Origin of the sequence: Alteromonas confluentis, from assembly GCF_001757105.1 — a bacterium.
In the GTDB taxonomy this organism is placed as follows: domain Bacteria; phylum Pseudomonadota; class Gammaproteobacteria; order Enterobacterales; family Alteromonadaceae; genus Alteromonas; species Alteromonas confluentis.
The window spans coordinates 99,459-117,362 of record NZ_MDHN01000045.1 but is presented as its reverse complement, the minus strand read 5'-3'; the positions used below and the strand labels follow the sequence as shown (position 1 = coordinate 117,362).

Sequence of the window (17,904 nt, the reverse complement as noted above, 5' to 3'; positions counted from 1 at the left end):
ATGTCCGCTTCTGACCCAGGCTGTGTGAAAACGCTGATCACTTTTTGGTCTAAAAAGCCGCTTATTATGATCAAGTAATCTAATTGTTTCGGTAGTTAATTGATATAATAATCAGCATGTTAATGAACTTTGATGACTGATTATGACGAATCACATTAAAGGAGAATGTCGTATTCAAGCGACTTTATTCCCAGAGATTTTGGATGACTTTATCAGTGAAGATAACCCCGTTCGTATTGTTGACGTTTTCGTCAATGAACTTGATTTGCAAGAATTAGGTTTTGAACGTGTTCAGGCTAAATCAACGGGCCGCCCAGGTTATCACCCAGCCACTTTATTAAAGCTTTATATCTACGGCTATCTCAACCGTATTCAATCTTCTCGTCGACTGGAAACAGAAACCAACCGTAATCTTGAACTCATGTGGTTATTGGAACGTTTAGCGCCGGACTTTAAAACTATCGCTGATTTCCGACGTGATAACGGCGAAGGAATCAAGTTGGCTTGCCGTCATTTTGTCATTTTATGTCGAGAGCTGAATATGTTCAGTGAGGGCGTTGTCGCCATTGACGGTAGTAAATTCAAAGCCGTAAACAGTAAGACGAATAACTTTACGTCTAAGAAAGCCAATGACCTGATTGCTCGCGTTGAGGCGAAAATTTCTAAATATCTGTTGGAGCTTGACGAAGTAGACCGCAAAGAAGTTCCAGATAATCGAGTAAGAATGGTGAAGGATAAACTGGCTTGGTTTAAGAAAAGGCTAGGTGAATTACAGGAAATGAAGCGGGTAGTAGAAGCGCACCCAGACAAACAGGTATCACTAACCGATCCCGATGCCAGATTGCTTAAAACCAGAAATATGGAACGCCAAGTTTGCTATAACATCCAAAGCGCGGTTGATACAAAGCATCATCTTATTGTCTGTCATGATGTTACAAATACTAACGACCGTGGCGAGCTAGCAAGGATGACCAAACTCACGCAAGAAATATTAAATAGAAAAGATATCACTTCTCTGGCAGATAAAGGCTACTACAGCCGTCAGGATATCAAAGCGACACTGGACCTTGGCGCTGAAACTTTAGTCCCTAAAACAGATACCTCTGGCTCGGAAAGAAAGGGTATCTTCAATCGCTCCAAATTCAAATACGACCCCACTAAAGATATCTATTCCTGCCCTGCTGGCGAAGAAATGATAAATAGAATGAGAACCGTCGAAGATGGTTTGGAATTAGATGTCTACTTCAATCATAACGCGTGCAAGGAGTGTAAAATTCGGAACCAGTGTACCACCTCAAAGCGCGAGCCAAGACGAATGAAACGCTGGATTCATGAGGCAGAAGCTGAAGCCATGCTGGAACGTCTAGCAAACGCCCCCGAAACACCAGTGATCCGAAAACAAACTGTTGAGCACCCTTTCGGGACGATAAAAATGTGGATGGGCGCAACTCACTTTCTGACAAGACGATTCAAAAACGTCAGTACCGAGATGAGTCTCCATGTTCTTGCTTACAACATGAAGAGAATGATGGCAATTATGGGCGTGCAGGCACTAACAAAAGCCATCAGAGAAGGATAATCCCTGACAATCTGACTCGCCTCCGGTAAATTCAGGTGTTGTAGAAAATCGCGATCGAAATCTTCTTCGACGATTTCAAAATATGGATATTCATCGCCTTCGACAAGCAAGTGTGTTTTCACACAGTCTGGACCAATTTCGGAAATGCAGCCATTGAAATCTCAATGACTGCTTTAGACAAATGACGGACATTCAAGCCGGAATGAAATTTGATAGTTTTAACGTCATTTGGCGAAAGAGAGCTGAACCACACTAAGTCGACAATATCTATTATTATTGACGATCCGATCGGTTTTGATGGCGGTCATTTGCTTTTGGCTTTTGAATTTGTCCAGACTTACTTTTTTGCTCTTGCTTTGATTCCGTGACTATTTCAATGGTCTGTTGCACTTTTGGATCGGGCAATAACATTTGCACTAGCATGCCAAAAGCCATTGCAGCGCCTTTCTTCTTGCGTGCCCATCTGTACATCAGATAAAAAAAACCTAAAACTGCGGCAAAGCCTAAGCACACAAATAATATTAATAAATGGTCGTACGAAATTATCATTCGTTAATCTCCTAAAATTGCTGAAAATTTAATAAGGAAGTAAGGAGATTAAGCTGGCAGCGCAGAGTGGTAATATTGAAATGAAATGAGGTTAATAGATTGATTTAGAAAGTGTTCTTGAAACCAGTCAGGCGGGTTTAATGCAAAGTTATCAGTTAATAGAAATAATGCTACATTTGCGATTTGCCAGAAGCTTTCCGCGAAATCAACTGACTTATCATTTGACGCATTCAGAGAATCGACATGTTTCGGTGTAAAGCTCGCTTCTACGGCATTTTGTTGTATGTCTGGCTCTAGGTATTCCACATAAAGAGTTTCCAGATAAGCAAAAGCACCGGCTATCAACCAAAATGAGGTTAACAGCTTTATCCAAAATAAATTGCGTACTTTATATTTCATACGTGGAAGTATGAGGGCAATGTGCCAATTTACAAGTTACAAAAGGCGAGTACATTACTACTAAAATCGTCATTTTTTCATCTCAATAGTATGCATCAGTGACTGACAAGTACCTGCCCAAATTTTACAGCTTTAGACAAAGAACGGACATTTTTTCAATTTTTGAAGATTGTTGATAACATCGATTGTCACCTAGTTATCCCCTTTTTAATAAAGGGGTATAAAACTAGGTGTACAGCCGCTGACAATAAGGCAAGAACTAACACAAATACGGTCGGTAATACTGAGCCAAACGCTACCATCATGCCGAATACAAATCCAAGTATATATTGCGGTTGATAAATCCTCACAATGAGAGATATAGCGAGCAATATCGGCCCAAGCCATGATACCAGTGGCTTAATATTGTTAAGAAACACTACTGATACAATTACGCCAACTAATATCGCCGATATCCATCCGACAATTACTTTTTTATCAAAGGGTGAAGCTGAGTACTTTTCGTGTAAACCAGTGCATATGTATGTGAGTACTGGAATTAACAGTGCTCCCCAAGCATTGGTCAATGAAGGCATGTTTTTATCATGAAGAATATAATGACTGGGTATTCCTCCGTTGAAAAACTGAAATGCTAATAATAGCCAGATGCCTAAACTGGCGAATAACGTCAAACCTATCTTTTTGCTCAAGAATGCCGCTCCCTTATGCTATTTAGATTCATATTACCTTGCGAATAGTGATACGAAATAGCAGTTTGTTGTAACAAGCTTTTCCAGAAGTTACGTTTTGAAATATTGTAAGTAAGAATTGAATGAAGCCCATCAAAACAAATCGACTACAGCGCCTCTTGAGTTTTACTGATACTATACGCGGCGACATTACCGGGCCAAAATATCAACCAATTACGATGCCCGGATCAGCACTTATTCGGACATACCATGGCACTGAAAGCGACCATCTTTAAAGCGGACATTTCGATTACCGATATGGACCGTAATTACTATAACGATCATAACTTAACCATTGCTCGACATCCTTCCGAGAACGACGAGCGCATGATGCTGCGGCTGATTGCCTTTATTGTTAATGCCCACGAGCGTCTGCAGTTTACAAAAGGGCTTTCTGACGACGATGTGCCTGATCTCTGGCAGAAAAGCTACAGTGATGAAATCGAGCTTTGGATTGAGCTGTGTCAGCCGTCGGAGCAGAGAATTAAGAAGGGCTGTAATCAGAGTCAACAGATGACGATTTATGCCTATGCAGACAATAGCTTTGATGTGTGGTGGAAAAAAGAGAGCAGCAAACTGCAAATGCGGAAGAATTTATCGGTCTTTACTGTGCCTGAAAGCTTGGCCGCGCAGTTGGCTAAAGCTGTTCAGCGTTCAATGCAAATTCAGGTTACCATTCAAGACGGCCAAATGTGGTTAACCATTGATGGTTCGGAAACGAGCCAGAGTTTGGAAGTCGACATTCAGAAGCACATGTAATGAAAAAACTCTCTTCGGTACAGTTAAAACAACAGGCTATAGTTGGCGACATCTGCGACACCATTGAAGCTGAAGGGCGAGCGGCTCTGGCGGGTTTTGTTCAATGCTGGTTCAGTGTGGAATATCACCAGTTTCCAGGATCACTGTTATTGCGTTTTCAGTTTGAAAATGAGGACGCGCTGAAAGCGGCGGAGCCGGAATTAAAAAACTGGCAACGACGATTAAGCGCTATGCTACTTAAAAAGGGAGTCGTATTAAAAGATATGCGTCGCCATTTGTTGTTTACCGTTTTAGGACCTGACGACTAAAAAGTTTACCGCAGTTTAGTCATGCAACATTGTTTGTGTTTCTTGCCACTGCCACAAAAACATGGGTCGTTCCGGCCCATTTTTACACTGCCGGTATCATTATGCATTTCACCAGTATGGTAACGCCAGTGGCCATCTTCCTGCACAAAAGATGAAGTTTCGTGCATGAGTCCGAGTTTCTTTCCTTCGCTGAACCAAGCTTTGAATTCCACTGTGTCTATGTCTGCGTGACATACATCGAGATGTAACCAATGCGTATTGGCTGCACTGGCCTGTAGATCTTGAGTGGTTAGCTGGCTTCGTTTTTCTCGGCTGTATGTCGCTAAAATATAATCAAATCGCCCAACTTTGTATGCGCTATAACGGGAACGCATTAATTGTTCTGCGTTAGGTGTGGCAATGCCATCGTCTAATAATGGGCCGCAGCATTGCTTATATTCCCGTTGACTGTTGCAGTAACAAAGCATGTTTTACACTCCTGATGAATCTGGGGCGAGTGTACATGCAAGGCGGATAATTACCAAGGACCCATAACAACGTTCTTACGTTGCTGGCCATTTTCTTCATTAGTGACTTTCAGGTTAACCACAGAAACCGCATAACGCTGGCATAACTGTTTAATAATAACCCGTTGTGCTTCATCTAATGCTAAGTTCTCAACATAAATGGTTTTACATTGACCAGAAGTTATCAATCGGGAGATCCATGCTGGGACTTGTTCTTCGGCGGGCTTCTGCATGCGAATAGTGTGCGGAACATCTTTTTTAAACGCAACAGATTCGGCAAGTAGATAAGACCAACCGCGTATGCGGGTTACTTCTTTAGGTTCACCATCGAATGCAAAACTTAATTGAACTACGTTATTTGAATGTGCCATAACAATGCCTGTTTGTTTATACAGTGTATGGGTATACAGTACTTTGTGTTTGTATATTGGGCAAGTCTTTTTTGCATAAAAAAACACCGCAGGTTGTGCGGTGTTTATTAAGTTTATGATTTAATGGTGTTTTTATTTAAAACTTTTTTAGCTTCGTAAATCGTAAGGCGATGAGCACTACTGCGGCTATCCAGTAGTATACAGGTTCTTGCCAAGCCGTTTTCAACGACCAGGTATAATGGAGCACAATAAGCACCAGCGCGAGGTAGACTAAGTTATGCAATGGTTGCCACTTCTGTCGCATTCTTTTACGCACAATCATGGGGGAAGTGATGGTTAAAGCAAACAGAATGAGCAGTGCCAACATGCCCACAAGAATATAGGGCCGACTAACGATTTCCTCTGCCACCAGTGACATATCAAACTGCAATTCAAACGCAATATAGGTAAACAGGTGAAACAGTCCATAAACAAACACATATACGCCTGCCATTCGCCGACATTTTATTAAATCGCCGCAGGGAAGGCGCCGAGCAAAATGTGAGAGACAAAGACTGAAAAACAACATGAGCAACGCAATAATGCCGCTTGAGTGCAACAATGCTTCAACGGGGTCGCCGCCAAGATTATCGTTCACACCAGCCATGAATAGCCAAACGAGATAGCCAAGTGCCAGACTGTGATAAAAAGCCTTGATGCCGTTAACCTGCAACTTGGTTAAACGGACGGGTCGGTTAAACAGCGTTTTCATTAATAGTTTCTGGTTAAATCCATGCCGGTATACAAACTTGCCACTTCCTCATAACCATTGAATGGTAACGTTGGTATACGCTTCTGGTTAAACAAGCCACCTGTCGTGATACGTCTTTCACTGGCCTGACTCCATCGAGGGTGATCTACCGCAGGATTCACGTTTGCGTAGAAACCGTATTCCTGATGTGCCAGTCGTTTCCAGGTTGTAGGAGGCTCTTTGTCAGTAAGCGTAATTTTCACCACCGATTTGATGCTTTTAAAGCCGTATTTCCATGGCACAACGAGCCTAATGGGTGCGCCATTTTGCGGAGGAAGGGTTTTACCATACACACCTACCGATAACATGGTAAGCGGGTGAGCAGCTTCATCGATACGTAAGCCTTCAACATAGGGGTAATCAATGCCACCACCGACAAAGCGGCTTTTCTGACCGGGCATTTGTTTCGGATCGTACAACGTCTGGAAGGCCACATATTTGGCACTGGATAATGGCTTAGCGGCTGCAAGCAGGCTACTTAACTGAAAGCCCGTCCATGGGATCACCATCGACCAGGCTTCCACACAGCGCATGCGATAAATTCTCTCCTCAAGCGCGAACTTACTGTAGAGATCTTCATAGTTCAGAGTAAGCGGTTGCTCTACCAGACCATCGATGGTGAGCGACCAGGGATCAACATTAAAGCCTTGTGCGTTTTCAACCGGATCACCTTTGTCGGTGCCGAATTCATAGAAATTATTAAACGAGCTGACCTTGTCATACGGCGTTAACGTTTCATCAATAGCGAACTTTTTATTACGGGTATAATCGAGATCACGAGTTTGAAATACTGACTTTTCCTCATCGTCGTCGGTAAACCAGCCGAAAGCCGATGCGGGTTGGCTCATCAACGAACCCAGTCCGATGAAACCCATAGACTTCAGCAACTGTCGGCGTTGAGCGTATACCGACTCATCGGTAACGTCGTTGTCGGTAAGCTTCACGGATGGATTGAAAAGGCGAGGCATCTGAAATCCTTTGGTTGTGCTATTTACTCATTGATACTCAATGGACCACAAACAGACCGGATAAATTTCAATTAAATTTATGTCACCCAGGATAAAAAGCTGTTTCTAAGCTTTTATATGTCTACTGGGAGGTTAGTTGAATCCGTCGAATTGCGCCGTTTGGTTGGGCAAAAACAGACTGGCATACATACGAGCTGCGAAATCGTCAGTCATGCCGGAAATGTAATCCGCTATGACTCTGAAACCATTATCGACTTGTTGCGCTTTCTGCCAGCGCGCCCGGGTGTTGTCTGGTAATAACCGTTCTGGCTCAGCACTAAATGCTTCGAACAATTCCATCACGGTTTGTTGCCCTTTAAACTCAAGAATTTGTACTTCGGTTTTGCGGATCACAAATTTAAGAACGAAGTCTTTAAAAAGTGCAAGTGCAGCAAAGTGGTCTTCTGGCATTACTGCCTGATAACGCAGCAGAGGGTGGTTAAATGCCTCCAGGCTACGAATTTCAATGGCGGTGATAAAACTGTTCACCAGTGCGCCGATGGCATTTTTACGCTTGTGGTGGGTGTTACTGAATAAGCGCTCAGTCAGCGATAAAATATTGTCGGAAAGCCAAGGTACGCCAAGTTTGTTCAATGGCACGGCAACGGCTTCCATAAAGGCGCTTTGGCTTACCATCTTCATCACAATGGCATCTTCAAGATCATGAATGCCGTAAGCGATGTCGTCAGCCAGTTCCATTATTGAGCAATCAAACGATTTAAAGCGGGTTTTACCGTGATTAATATCCGATTGGCTGAAGTCCATGAATTGTTCGCAATCGTTATGATCAAGGGGCTCCAATAACCAGTCAAACAGTGGCTGATCGCAGCGATACAAACCCTTTGGCGGATGCCAGTGTGAGGCCTGTAATTGTCGGTATGAAGATGGCCGCGTGTCTAAACAGGCTGGATTGGTAAGGGTGTCGATAAAATTCGGATACTTTACCAGCCCAAGTACACTGCGCCGACACAGATTCATACCATGGTTTTCAGTGTACGGCTCGAGTTCACAAATGATGCGGAACGTTTGCCCGTTCCCTTCGAATCCACCGTGGTCGTGCATCATGTAATTCAGGGCGATTTCGCCACCATGACCAAACGGCGGATGGCCAATATCATGAGCCAGACACAGGGTTTCAATTAAGCTGGCGTCCAGTTGTAATTCTTCCGTTTGCTTCGGAAACTTACCTTGTAACTGAGCGGTAATGCCGGTACCAATTTGCGCCGCTTCCAATGAATGAGTGAGGCGGGTTCGGTAGAAGTCACTTAAACCGGCACCGAGAACCTGTGTTTTTGCCTGTAAACGCCGGAATGCGGCAGAGTGTAACACCCGTGCTTTGTCACGCTGATAAGGATTGCGATGATCACCATCGCGAGATTGGCTACGGGGAAGGCGTCGTTCACACCAGGGAGAAGAAAAATCCAGCATTATGTCACTGACCTGTCACTGCTTTTCAGGCAATTGGCTAAAATTAAAACATACCACTGATTGACGATTTACACCAACTGGCGGTTTGTACATGCATTATCAAATCGGCAAAGTAAAAGTTTTAAATATCTTGCTGAGACAGTTCGTCAACGCTGACTAAACAGTTATCGGTGAAGGTATCGAACAGAAACCGAACCTCTGGCAGCTTTTCTTTAAAGTGCGCCAACATGCCGTCGAGGCGGTCACGAACGGGAATAAATTCACGGTTACCAAACGCAATTTCGTCGCAGGCTTTGAGGTAAGCAGAAATTAAATCGGCTGCTTTAACCAGTGTTTTGTATTCCGGATCAACCTGCTGTTGTATTACTAATGAGGAAAAGTGCTTTTGCAGCGAGGCTGGCAACGAGGCGATACATTCTCGTTCTGCCACATCTTCGAGCTTCTTAAACTCGCGTGTAATATGGGGATTATGATATTTGGTTACATGGTTAATATCAGATAACTTGGTTTCTGATACTTCATGATACAGGGCGACGGTAGCCGCTCTGTCTGGATTCAGGGTACCACCGAAATGTTCATTGCGGATCACCGCCAGCAGATGCGCGATGACGGCAACCTGATGGGAGTGCTCGGCAATGTTTTCCTGTTTCACAGTGTGCATGAGTGACCAGCGTTTGATCAGCGGCATGCGTAAAATCCAGGCCAGGAAGGTGCTTTGCTTTTTCATATCAGATTGTCCGTAAAGAAGGTTACGTTAACGGGTACTGACTTTCCCCGTTAACCGATCATACCGCCGGACCGTGCTGACGATAGTGTTTAAAGAATGAACCAATACGGGTGAGGGCGGGTTGCAGAATATCTGCATGGGGCAGAAACACCAGGCGGAAATAGCAGCCTTCCTGCAGATTAAAGGCGCGACCGTGCACTAACAGGATTTTCTCTTCATTCAGCAGGTCGAATATCATCTGCTCATCATTGCTGATGTTAAATTTCTGCGCGTTTACCCGGGCGAAACAATACATGGCACCTTTGGGTTTCACGCAGTGAATGCCAGGAATATCGTTAAGCATGTTAGCAGCAACGTCACGCTGCATTTTTAGGCGACCACCGTCGTGTACCAGATCATTAATACTCTGGTAACCCCCTAAAGCCGTTTGAATGGCACTCTGGCAGGGCACATTGGCACACATTCGCATAGAGGCGAGCATGCTGATCCCTTCAATATAATCCTTTGCGACTCGTTTATTGCCACTTACCAGCAACCAACCCGCACGGAAACCCGCAACACGATAGTTTTTAGACAACCCGCCAAGGGTAACGAAGAATACTTCGTCGGTTAGCGACGCAATGCAGGTATGCTTATAGCCATCGTAAAGGATCTTGTCGTAGATCTCGTCAGAGAAAATGACCAGGCCGTGCTCTTTCGCCACATCGACTACTTGTTGCAGCAGCGCTTTATCGTAAACCGCACCAGTGGGGTTGTTTGGGTTAATCAACACAATGGCACGGGTACGACTGGTTATCTTACTTTTGATATCGTCGATATCTGGGAACCAATCCGCTTCTTCGTCGCAGCGGTAGTGTACCGGCGTACCAGATGACAAACTTACCGCAGCTGTCCACAGCGGATAATCAGGCGCAGGCAGTAATACTTCATCGCCGGTATTCAACAGCGCCTGCATGGACATCATGATCATTTCACTCACCCCATTACCGATAAAGATATCGTTAATGCGAATGTCCTGAATGTTCATCTGCTGGTAGTACTGCATTACCGCTACACGGGCAGCATAAATACCTGAAGAATCTGAGTATCCCTGGGATGTGGGCAGATTATAAATCACATCTTTAAGAATATCGTCTGGCGCTTCGAAGCCGAAAGGCGCTGGGTTACCAATATTCAGTTTTAAAATGCGATGCCCCTCATCTTCCATTTTGCGTGCTTGCGCAGCAATCGGACCTCGAATGTCATAACATACATTGTCCAGTTTATGAGAGCGTTCTACAGGTTTCATTGCGGTATCGATTAGTCGTGAAATAAGGTCGAACAGGGTATCCCATAGAGCAGGGGGATGTTAAGTGGATTTTGTTATCTTTATCATCATTTTATGCTGATATTGCAAAATAGTGTTTGCACGTTGATTTGTTTACCCGCAAATCACTGAGATAGCTTTCATCGGGAGGGGGGAGTTAATGGCGCTGAAAGAACGAAATGAGGTAACAAAAAGCGCAAAATGTAGCCAGGCTAATAGCGAACGAAACGCAAGATTACTCAAAAAAATACCACTTTACTTAGTCAAAAGTAGGGTTGAAATGTAGTTTTATTACAGAATTAGGTGCTAATTAAAGGGCCTTGACCCCAGAAAACCCGTTAAATTTTGTTAAACTTTCAGTTTAGCGGCGGCAAAAAGTGACGTTTCAAGCGTATTTTTTAGATTTTATTTGTCATTAATTTGTTTTTATTATTCCTATTTAATATATGTGTTTTGTATTTATCTTGCCAATTCAATCGCTTATAAATGTGAATAAACGCACACATTAGGTTTTACTAACCTGTTACCCACCTGAAACAATAATACAACAGCATTAACGCGCATTTTGTAGGATAACTATAAACGTCGAGAGGGCACAGGGTTCTCAAGGCAATAACAACAAGTTCGCCAAAACTTCTGAGGAAATAACTATGAAAGCTATCGTAAAATCTATCGCTGCTGTATTAACTGTTGCTGCTGTATCTTCGCCTGCACTTGCTGCTGACAAAGAATACCGTTTTGTAGGTGACACTCAATTTGCTGGTTTCTGTAAAGCTGTTGCAACTAACGACGTTCGTGCACTGCGCGTTAACCTGAGCCGTAACGTTGGACGTATCGCTGCAACTGAGCGTGAAGTTCTGCGTATGGTTACTGCTGAAGACGGTCTGACTTGTAACGGTGAAAACCTGGTTGATTTCTCAGTAAAACGTGATGCATCAGACGTACACGAGTTCCTGGTTTCACGTAGCTAATTGTGGGTTGGCTAAAGAACAGGGTGAATACCATGCCTCCGTTGGATATTCGCCCTGCTCAATAGCACCGCAATCTTCCCTACCCGGACTTAGCGCTCAGCAATCTGTCCACTTTCAATTTGCTACTTCTTAGCATCTTGTCCACTTGATATCGCATACGCAATAGCGCCACATACGTGAGTGGAACCAGAATTAAGCTGGTAAGCGTTGAAAACACCAAACCCCCAATGATTGCTATCGCCATCGGTGAATAAGCGGGGCCATCGCCACCAATTCTAGTGGTACCTACAGCGAGCGGAATCAATCCTAAAATCGTTGTGGCTACTGTCATTAACACCGGGCGAATACGTGTCATGCAACCCTCAATAACCGCTTCATATAAAGACACACCCTGAACCACTAGCTGATTGATACGGTCTACCAGCACAATGCCATTGTTCACCACAATGCCCATTAGGATTAGCATGCCAATCATTCCCATTACCGACATGGCGGTGCCTGTAATCAAAAAGGCCCAGAAAACGCCGGTAAACGAGAATAACAATGACGTGATTACCGCTGTAGGTAACAAAATGGATTCAAACAGGGCAGCCATAACAATATAAATCATGCAGATGGCCAACAGCATGTTCATCTGCATCACCGCCGTGGCTTCGTCTTGCCGGCGAAAACTGCCATCTAACGTCCACTGATAGCCGGTAGGCATGACAATATATTGCATGGCATTTTCAATACGTTCGCGCGCTTCTTCAACGGTGAGTTCTTCACTGAGGTTTGCGCCAATGGAAAGGGCGGTTTGGCGATAAAAACGGCGGATCTCTGAAAGTTGAGGCTTCATGGTAATATTCGCCACCATATCAAGGGTTATCGGGCGACCATCTTGTTGGCTGATCACAACGCTTTTTAATGTTTGCAACGACGCTGCTTCAGGTTCACCAAACTTCAACTGAACGCCTATTTCACCACTGTCGCCGTAGCGGAACGTTCGCAGATTACTGCCACGTAATGCCGTGCTGATAAGACTGGCAACATCTCGGGGTTTTATGCCCAAACGCCAGGCTTTTTCACTGTTAACCTTAATTTGATATTCCTGTTTTACTGCCCCGACGTCGGCTTTCACATCGTCTAAACCATCGATAGATGCGAGCACGGGAACGATATTGTCAGCCAGTTCACGCAGGCGGGTAGTGGAATCACCTAATAACGTCAATCGAACACCACCGCCACCACCGCTGTTCCATTGAAAAGACGGGCGAGCACGAGCAAACTTTGGCATGTCTTCGCGGATCATGTCTTTAATGGCTGACGCCGGGACCGGCAGTTCATCTTCCAGGGTGATACGGGAGGTGGCGTGCCCCGCTTCGAAATAACTATAAACCTGCTTGATATGGTATTCCTGCTGGTGGCTATACAGAAACTCTTCCATCTTAACCACGGTGCGTTCTACTTCTTCCAAACTGTAATTCTGGGTAATGTGGTAGTTCAGCCAGAATCCGTCTTCGTCGTCGTTACCTTCATCGTCACCACTAACAGCCCCCATGGGGATCGCCGTACTGAGCAAAATAATCATGGCAATTAAACCGGTGACTTTTTGGTGCTTCAACGACCATCTAAGTACGTTGCCGTAGCGGGTAATGTAACCAGGTTGGCTCAAGCTTTTTTGTTCCGGCACTTTTATTTTTGAGACCAGTAACGGGATCAATGTTTGCGACAACAACAGCGAAGCAAACAGAGAAATACAAATCGCAATGGCCACGTGTTCGAGGAAAATCGTGATGTCGATTTTTACGCCAACAATATTTGGCAAGAACACAATAGCGGTGGTGGCGGTACCCGCGATAACTGCCAGGCTAACCCGGTTTATGCCGGTTTGTGTTGCGCGCAGCGCGTTGCTGTCGGTTTGACGAGCCTGAAAAATACTCTCGGTGACGACAACGGCATTGTCTACCAGCATGCCCACGGCCAGCATTAATCCCATCAGTGACAGTATGTTTAACGTGTAACCCATGAGGTACATGAGGCCAAGGGTGATACAAATTGAAAAGGGCACAGAGAGCACGACGATAAGCGTAGAAGACAGCTGTCTGAGAAAGGCATACAAAACAATCACCGATAGTAGCGCACCTAGCAATCCGGCGGCAATGAGATCGCCAAGGGAGGAGCTCACGCTTTTAGCAGTATCTTCCATGACAAATAAGTTGATACCGTTAAATTCTGGGTCCGTTTCTGCTTTCTTAATGACCGCCATCACGCTGTCGGCCACTTCAACCAGGTTGCTTCCGGATTCGCGATAAATGTTAAAGCCAACGGCATAAGTGCGATCAAGATGACGACCTTCGTCGCGTTCAGGACTTTCTAGGCCAACGTCGGCAATGTCCTTTAACTTCACGCCGGGACGCACGATAAAGTTCTTGAAGTCGTCAATGTGGGTGAATTCGCCCATGGGATTCACCAACACTTTATTTTCTGTGCCGAGGGCACCTGCGCTGGCTGAAAAATTAGCCTGACGCAAGCGCTGCACTAATGCTGGCGTATCGATGTTCATAGCAGTCAATTTGGTGGGATTCAGGTGGATCACGATTTGCTTTTTCAGTACACCATAGAGTTCCACTTTGGATACGCCGGGCACGCGTTCTAATGGTTTTTTAAGATTGCGATCTAATAAATCGTAAGCGTTACTCAAATCTCGCTCACTGGACACCCGTAACTGAAAAACGGGCATATCATTGGTGTTGAATTTAAACACCAGAATACGTTCAACGTCATCTGGTAACGTGTTGCGGATGGTATCAATTTTCTCCCGGGCCTCAATGCTCTTGGCTTTGATGTTCTCATCCCAGTCGAATTCAATGAACACCTGGGCACGGTTTTCATAAGATGTGGCCTGTATGCGCTTGATACCCGACATGGTAGCGAGTACCTCCTCAAGCGGGCGAGTGATCATGCGCTCAACTTCAGCGGGGGTGGCATCTTCGTAGGGGACTTCCACAACGATTTGTGGAATATCAATACCCGGGAATTTTTCCAGTGGCAGTAAACGTGACGCCACTGCACCGAAAATCAGCATTGATAAAAAGCACATACACACGGTGACCGGATGACTCAGGGCAAACCTGGCTAAACCCGCTCCTGAACTGCGCGGCGACGGCACTTCTTGCTTATCCATAAGTACGCTCTCCGCTTTCGTTCGCCAGTTCTGTGTTTGTCGTACGGAACGTTTTGGTATCAAACAATTGATACAAAACTGGAATTAACACCAGTGTGAGCAGGGTGGCAAACACCAGTCCAAAAATGACCGTTACAGCCATTGGTGTGCGCACTTCCGCGCCATCACCAAAACCAATAGCCATGGGTAATAGCCCCAGTACGGTGGTGAGGGTGGTCATAATGATGGGGCGCAATCGGCTTTTGCCTGCGTCGATAATGGCTGCTTGTTTCTGCATGCCTGCTGCCCGCGACTGGTTAATTTTGTCCACCAACACAATGGCGTTGTTTACCACAATGCCGCATAGCATGATTAAACCGATAAACACCACTACGGATACATTGGTTCCTGTGATCCACAATCCGAACAGGGAGCCGGCACCGGCTAAAGGTACTGAAAACAAAATAAGTAACGGGTGTAAAAGCGACTCAAACTGGGAGGCCATAACCAGGTAAACCATGAATACTGCCAGCGCGAGAGCAAATTGCAGTGAGGCAAAGCTTTCTTCCATGTCTTCGCTTTGACCGGCTACTTTGGCTTTCATGGATAGTGGCAGTGACACTGTAGCGAGGAGATCTTCAGCCTGGCTAACGGCTTCAGCCAGATCGCCATAGGCCAGGTTAGCGCTAATTAGCACCACTCGTTGTTGACCCACGCGGGTAATTTCCCCCGGACCGGTGCTCATGAACACATCGGCTACAGCAGAGAGCGGTACTGGATAATCACTGTCAGGATTAACAATGATATTGCGTACGTCGTCAACGTTATCCCGCTGTCGCTGCTGGTTGCGAACCAATACATCGATTTTTCGATCTTCAAGACTGTATTGTGTTGCCACCGTGCCGCCAACCTGAGCAGCAATAACATCAGATACCGCTTTTGCATCGAGCTCTAATCTGGCCAGGCGAGCTTCATTAAAGGCAATCTTGAGTTCTGGGTTACCAGACTGCAATGTCGTTGTAATATCGGTAAATCGCGAATCTTGTTCTAGTCTGTCCATGATTAACTGACTGTAACGTTGCAATTGTGACAGTTCATACCCCTGAAGCTGTATTTGCAATGGAGCGGCAAAACTGAAGAGTTCTGGCTCGCCAAACTTACTTTGTACACCCGCTTTAGACGCCAAAAACGCACGCATATTTTGTTTAACGGCATCAATGTCTGTTTGACTGCTGCCTGGCTGCATCACTACGTTTAACTGTCCCCAATGATCGCCGCCTTGCGAGGGCGCCGCACTTAACAAACTACCGGTTCCAGCAAGAGAATACGTACGTGCCACATGGGGTTGTGCATTTGTCACCTCAGCTAGTTCTGCCAAGAGCGCATCGGTTCGTTCAACCCGGGAGCCAGCCGGTAAATTTACTTCTGCGTAAAATTCACCTTGCGACATCTTAGGTATAAGCTCTACGCCAATGCCAGGGATCAGCAGTAAGGATGAACCGGTGAGCAGGGCAGCAATGCCAAGCACTGAAACAGGTTTCTTGAGTGCCGCACGAATAACGTTATCGTAAGTACGTTCAAGTAAAGAAAAGCCTATTGCCACAAAAGCGGTGAGCGGTCGAAATATAAACCCCAGTACCATCGATGTTACCCGCCAAAGGCCCAGGCAAAGTGTCATTAGTACATAGGGTAAATAAACAAATACCACACGAAACGGCAAGGTTAGCGCAAATACTGCCCAGGCGACAAAACCCTGTCGTGGCGGCTTTGGTGGTGTTTCAAAGGTATCACCGTGGGCGGGCGAAGTATTTCGTGAACGGGCTGCCAGCGCTGGGATCAAGGTTAATGCGACAATCAAAGACGCAGCGAGAGCAAATGACACCGTCATCGCTTGGTCGCTAAACAACTGACCGGCCACGCCCTCTACAAAAATCAATGGTACGAAAACGGCCATGGTTGTGAGGGTTGAAGCAACGATAGCACCTGCTACTTCCCGGGTGCCTCGCTCGGCAGCCCGGGCATTGTCACCCGGTTGAGATTTACGGTGACGGTCGATGTTTTCGAGTACCACTATACTGTTGTCAACCAGCAGGCCCACTGCCAAGGCAATACCACCCAAGCTCATGATGTTCAGACTGATATCGTTACCGTACATTAAATTGAAAGTGGCAATAACTGAAACAGGGATCGATACGGAAATGATCAGGGTGGTCCAGAAATCTCGCAGGAACAGGTAGATGACAAGCATGGCGAGTAAGCCACCGATAATCGCTGATGTTTTTACATCATCGATAGCCTGCTTTATGAAGGTACTTTGGTTATAGATAGTGTCCAGATGGTAATTCTGTGGCAAAGCGTCATGCAGAGAAGCGAGCTCTTGATTAACACTGCGGGCCACATCTACGGAGTTGGCATCGCCTTCTTTGTAAATGGCAATTTCAGTACCTTCAACACCGTTAAAACGGGTGATAGCATCTCGCTCTTTGTAATTGTTTTGGATGCTTGCCACGTCTTTAAGTTGAACATTACGGCCCTCGAACTGGCTGATAAACACGTTTCCAATATCGTTAAGGCTGTCGAATTCGTTCAGTGTTCTTACCAGGAAGGCCTGCGAACTCGCGTTTAGACGCCCACCGGCGGCATTCACATTTTCTTCCTGTAAACGGGTGATGATCTGACTCATGCTTACGCCCAGCTGACTGGCTTTACGAGGGTCTACCAGTACCTGAACTTCATTTTCCAGTCCGCCACCTAAGCGAACTGATGCGACACCTTCAACCGACTCCAGTTTGCGTTTAATTTGTTCTTCAGCAAAAAGTCGTAACGTTTTCATCTGACTAATTCGCTGTTCAGTATTGCTGCTTGCGGCATTTTCATTGAGTGACAAACCGAGCTTCATCACCGGGTCCATGCCTGGATTGAATTTCAACAGGCGGGGTTTCTCAACATCCAGGGGCAATTGCAGAATGTCGAGCTTTTCACGTACTTCAAGCGCTGCAAAGTCCATGTCGGTACCCCAACTGAACTGTAAAACGACATCCGATTGCCCAGCCCGGGAAATGGAGCGCACATCTTTTACGCCTTTCACCACGCCGACCGCTTCTTCAATGGGTTTGCTTACCAATTGTTCCAACTCGGCAGGCGCTGCGCCTTCGTAATCTGTGCGAATGGTTAAGGTTGGGTAGGAGAGTTCAGGGAGTAGGTTAACGGAGAGCCTGCTCAACGACACCATACCAAAAAGTAAGATGGCTGCGGTGAACATGGCGATAGCTACCGGGCGGTTAACCGCCAGTTTTACGATATTCATAGTAAACAGTCCTTTTAAAATAAA

Annotated in this window: 16 protein-coding genes; 4 read left to right on the top strand and 12 right to left on the bottom strand. The window is 45.5% G+C overall.

Annotated features, from left to right (window positions below):
- Window positions 1-142 precede the first annotated feature (142 nt).
- Complete coding sequence (locus BFC18_RS21305) at window positions 143-1,579, top strand: IS1182 family transposase (RefSeq protein WP_070123173.1); 1,437 nt, start codon at window positions 143-145, stop codon at window positions 1,577-1,579.
- 273 nt (window positions 1,580-1,852) lie between these two features.
- Here BFC18_RS21305 and BFC18_RS21300 read toward each other — a convergent pair whose 3' ends face one another.
- The 3 genes from BFC18_RS21300 to BFC18_RS21290 all read right to left on the bottom strand — a co-directional run bounded on the left by BFC18_RS21300 (window position 1,853) and on the right by BFC18_RS21290 (window position 3,216).
- The gene (locus BFC18_RS21300) at window positions 1,853-2,128 is read right to left on the bottom strand and encodes a hypothetical protein (RefSeq protein ID WP_070127782.1); all 276 of its coding nucleotides are present in this window, start codon (window positions 2,126-2,128) and stop codon (window positions 1,853-1,855) included.
- Between the two features lie 48 nt (window positions 2,129-2,176).
- Window positions 2,177-2,527, bottom strand: a complete 351-nt coding sequence (locus BFC18_RS21295) for a hypothetical protein (RefSeq protein ID WP_070127781.1) — start codon at window positions 2,525-2,527, stop codon at window positions 2,177-2,179.
- 188 nt (window positions 2,528-2,715) lie between these two features.
- Complete coding sequence (locus tag BFC18_RS21290) at window positions 2,716-3,216, bottom strand: hypothetical protein (protein ID WP_070127780.1); 501 nt, start codon at window positions 3,214-3,216, stop codon at window positions 2,716-2,718.
- 249 nt (window positions 3,217-3,465) lie between these two features.
- Here BFC18_RS21290 and BFC18_RS21285 point away from each other — a divergent pair, with 249 nt between their 5' ends.
- Window positions 3,466-4,014: a YaeQ family protein gene (locus BFC18_RS21285; RefSeq protein WP_070127779.1), complete on the top strand. Its 549-nt coding sequence runs from the start codon at window positions 3,466-3,468 to the stop codon at window positions 4,012-4,014.
- Window positions 4,014-4,322, top strand: coding sequence for a hypothetical protein (locus BFC18_RS21280; protein ID WP_070127778.1), 309 nt, complete (start codon window positions 4,014-4,016; stop codon window positions 4,320-4,322). Before BFC18_RS21285 ends, BFC18_RS21280 begins: the two co-directional genes overlap by 1 nt.
- Window positions 4,323-4,327: 5 nt before the next feature.
- Here BFC18_RS21280 and BFC18_RS21275 read toward each other — a convergent pair whose 3' ends face one another.
- The 7 genes from BFC18_RS21275 to BFC18_RS21245 form a co-directional block, all read right to left on the bottom strand.
- Complete coding sequence (locus tag BFC18_RS21275) at window positions 4,328-4,789, bottom strand: YchJ family protein (RefSeq protein ID WP_070127777.1); 462 nt, start codon at window positions 4,787-4,789, stop codon at window positions 4,328-4,330.
- Between the two features lie 50 nt (window positions 4,790-4,839).
- Complete coding sequence (locus BFC18_RS21270; RefSeq protein WP_070127776.1) at window positions 4,840-5,199, bottom strand: hypothetical protein; 360 nt, start codon at window positions 5,197-5,199, stop codon at window positions 4,840-4,842.
- 136 nt (window positions 5,200-5,335) lie between these two features.
- Window positions 5,336-5,950 carry a protein-methionine-sulfoxide reductase heme-binding subunit MsrQ gene (locus BFC18_RS21265; protein ID WP_070127775.1) on the bottom strand — a complete coding sequence of 205 codons (615 nt, stop codon included), beginning with the start codon at window positions 5,948-5,950 and terminating at the stop codon, window positions 5,336-5,338.
- On the bottom strand, window positions 5,950-6,957 hold the full coding sequence (gene msrP, locus BFC18_RS21260) for a protein-methionine-sulfoxide reductase catalytic subunit MsrP (protein ID WP_070127774.1): 1,008 nt from the start codon (window positions 6,955-6,957) through the stop codon (window positions 5,950-5,952). The genes BFC18_RS21265 and msrP overlap by 1 nt, the downstream gene beginning before the upstream one ends.
- Before the next feature lie 132 nt (window positions 6,958-7,089).
- Window positions 7,090-8,424, bottom strand: coding sequence for an anti-phage deoxyguanosine triphosphatase (locus BFC18_RS21255; protein WP_070127773.1), 1,335 nt, complete (start codon window positions 8,422-8,424; stop codon window positions 7,090-7,092).
- 121 nt (window positions 8,425-8,545) lie between these two features.
- Window positions 8,546-9,151, bottom strand: a complete 606-nt coding sequence (gene yfbR, locus BFC18_RS21250) for a 5'-deoxynucleotidase (RefSeq protein WP_070127772.1) — start codon at window positions 9,149-9,151, stop codon at window positions 8,546-8,548.
- A gap of 58 nt (window positions 9,152-9,209) precedes the next feature.
- Window positions 9,210-10,439 carry a pyridoxal phosphate-dependent aminotransferase gene (locus BFC18_RS21245; RefSeq protein WP_070127771.1) on the bottom strand — a complete coding sequence of 410 codons (1,230 nt, stop codon included), beginning with the start codon at window positions 10,437-10,439 and terminating at the stop codon, window positions 9,210-9,212.
- A 668-nt stretch (window positions 10,440-11,107) separates the two neighbouring features.
- On the opposite strand from BFC18_RS21245, the gene BFC18_RS21240 reads away from it, so the two are divergent.
- Window positions 11,108-11,428 (top strand): DUF3718 domain-containing protein, encoded by a 321-nt coding sequence (locus tag BFC18_RS21240; RefSeq protein ID WP_070127770.1) that lies wholly within the window; start codon window positions 11,108-11,110, stop codon window positions 11,426-11,428.
- Between the two features lie 79 nt (window positions 11,429-11,507).
- Here BFC18_RS21240 and BFC18_RS21235 read toward each other — a convergent pair whose 3' ends face one another.
- Both BFC18_RS21235 and BFC18_RS21230 read right to left on the bottom strand, forming a co-directional pair.
- On the bottom strand, window positions 11,508-14,594 hold the full coding sequence (locus BFC18_RS21235; RefSeq protein ID WP_070127769.1) for an efflux RND transporter permease subunit: 3,087 nt from the start codon (window positions 14,592-14,594) through the stop codon (window positions 11,508-11,510).
- A complete protein-coding gene (locus BFC18_RS21230) occupies window positions 14,587-17,880 on the bottom strand; it encodes an efflux RND transporter permease subunit (protein WP_070127768.1) in 3,294 nt (1,097 codons plus the stop codon). The genes BFC18_RS21235 and BFC18_RS21230 overlap by 8 nt, the downstream gene beginning before the upstream one ends.
- Window positions 17,881-17,904 lie beyond the last annotated feature (24 nt).

Excerpts from the sequence above, each read along its gene's own strand:
- BFC18_RS21240 (WP_070127770.1), top strand. The coding sequence starts at position 11,108 with ATGAAAGCTATCGTAAAATCTATCGCTGCTGTATTAACTGTTGCTGCT.
- BFC18_RS21265 (WP_070127775.1), bottom strand. The coding sequence starts at position 5,950 with ATGAAAACGCTGTTTAACCGACCCGTCCGTTTAACCAAGTTGCAGGTT.
- BFC18_RS21235 (WP_070127769.1), bottom strand. The coding sequence starts at position 14,594 with ATGGATAAGCAAGAAGTGCCGTCGCCGCGCAGTTCAGGAGCGGGTTTA.
- msrP (WP_070127774.1), bottom strand. The coding sequence starts at position 6,957 with ATGCCTCGCCTTTTCAATCCATCCGTGAAGCTTACCGACAACGACGTT.
- BFC18_RS21295 (WP_070127781.1), bottom strand. The coding sequence starts at position 2,527 with ATGAAATATAAAGTACGCAATTTATTTTGGATAAAGCTGTTAACCTCA.
- BFC18_RS21300 (WP_070127782.1), bottom strand. The coding sequence starts at position 2,128 with ATGATAATTTCGTACGACCATTTATTAATATTATTTGTGTGCTTAGGC.
- BFC18_RS21305 (WP_070123173.1), top strand. The coding sequence starts at position 143 with ATGACGAATCACATTAAAGGAGAATGTCGTATTCAAGCGACTTTATTC.
- BFC18_RS21280 (WP_070127778.1), top strand. The coding sequence starts at position 4,014 with ATGAAAAAACTCTCTTCGGTACAGTTAAAACAACAGGCTATAGTTGGC.
- BFC18_RS21270 (WP_070127776.1), bottom strand. The coding sequence starts at position 5,199 with ATGGCACATTCAAATAACGTAGTTCAATTAAGTTTTGCATTCGATGGT.
- yfbR (WP_070127772.1), bottom strand. The coding sequence starts at position 9,151 with ATGAAAAAGCAAAGCACCTTCCTGGCCTGGATTTTACGCATGCCGCTG.
- BFC18_RS21255 (WP_070127773.1), bottom strand. The coding sequence starts at position 8,424 with ATGCTGGATTTTTCTTCTCCCTGGTGTGAACGACGCCTTCCCCGTAGC.
- BFC18_RS21285 (WP_070127779.1), top strand. The coding sequence starts at position 3,466 with ATGGCACTGAAAGCGACCATCTTTAAAGCGGACATTTCGATTACCGAT.
- BFC18_RS21245 (WP_070127771.1), bottom strand. The coding sequence starts at position 10,439 with ATGAAACCTGTAGAACGCTCTCATAAACTGGACAATGTATGTTATGAC.
- BFC18_RS21230 (WP_070127768.1), bottom strand. The coding sequence starts at position 17,880 with ATGAATATCGTAAAACTGGCGGTTAACCGCCCGGTAGCTATCGCCATG.
- BFC18_RS21275 (WP_070127777.1), bottom strand. The coding sequence starts at position 4,789 with ATGCTTTGTTACTGCAACAGTCAACGGGAATATAAGCAATGCTGCGGC.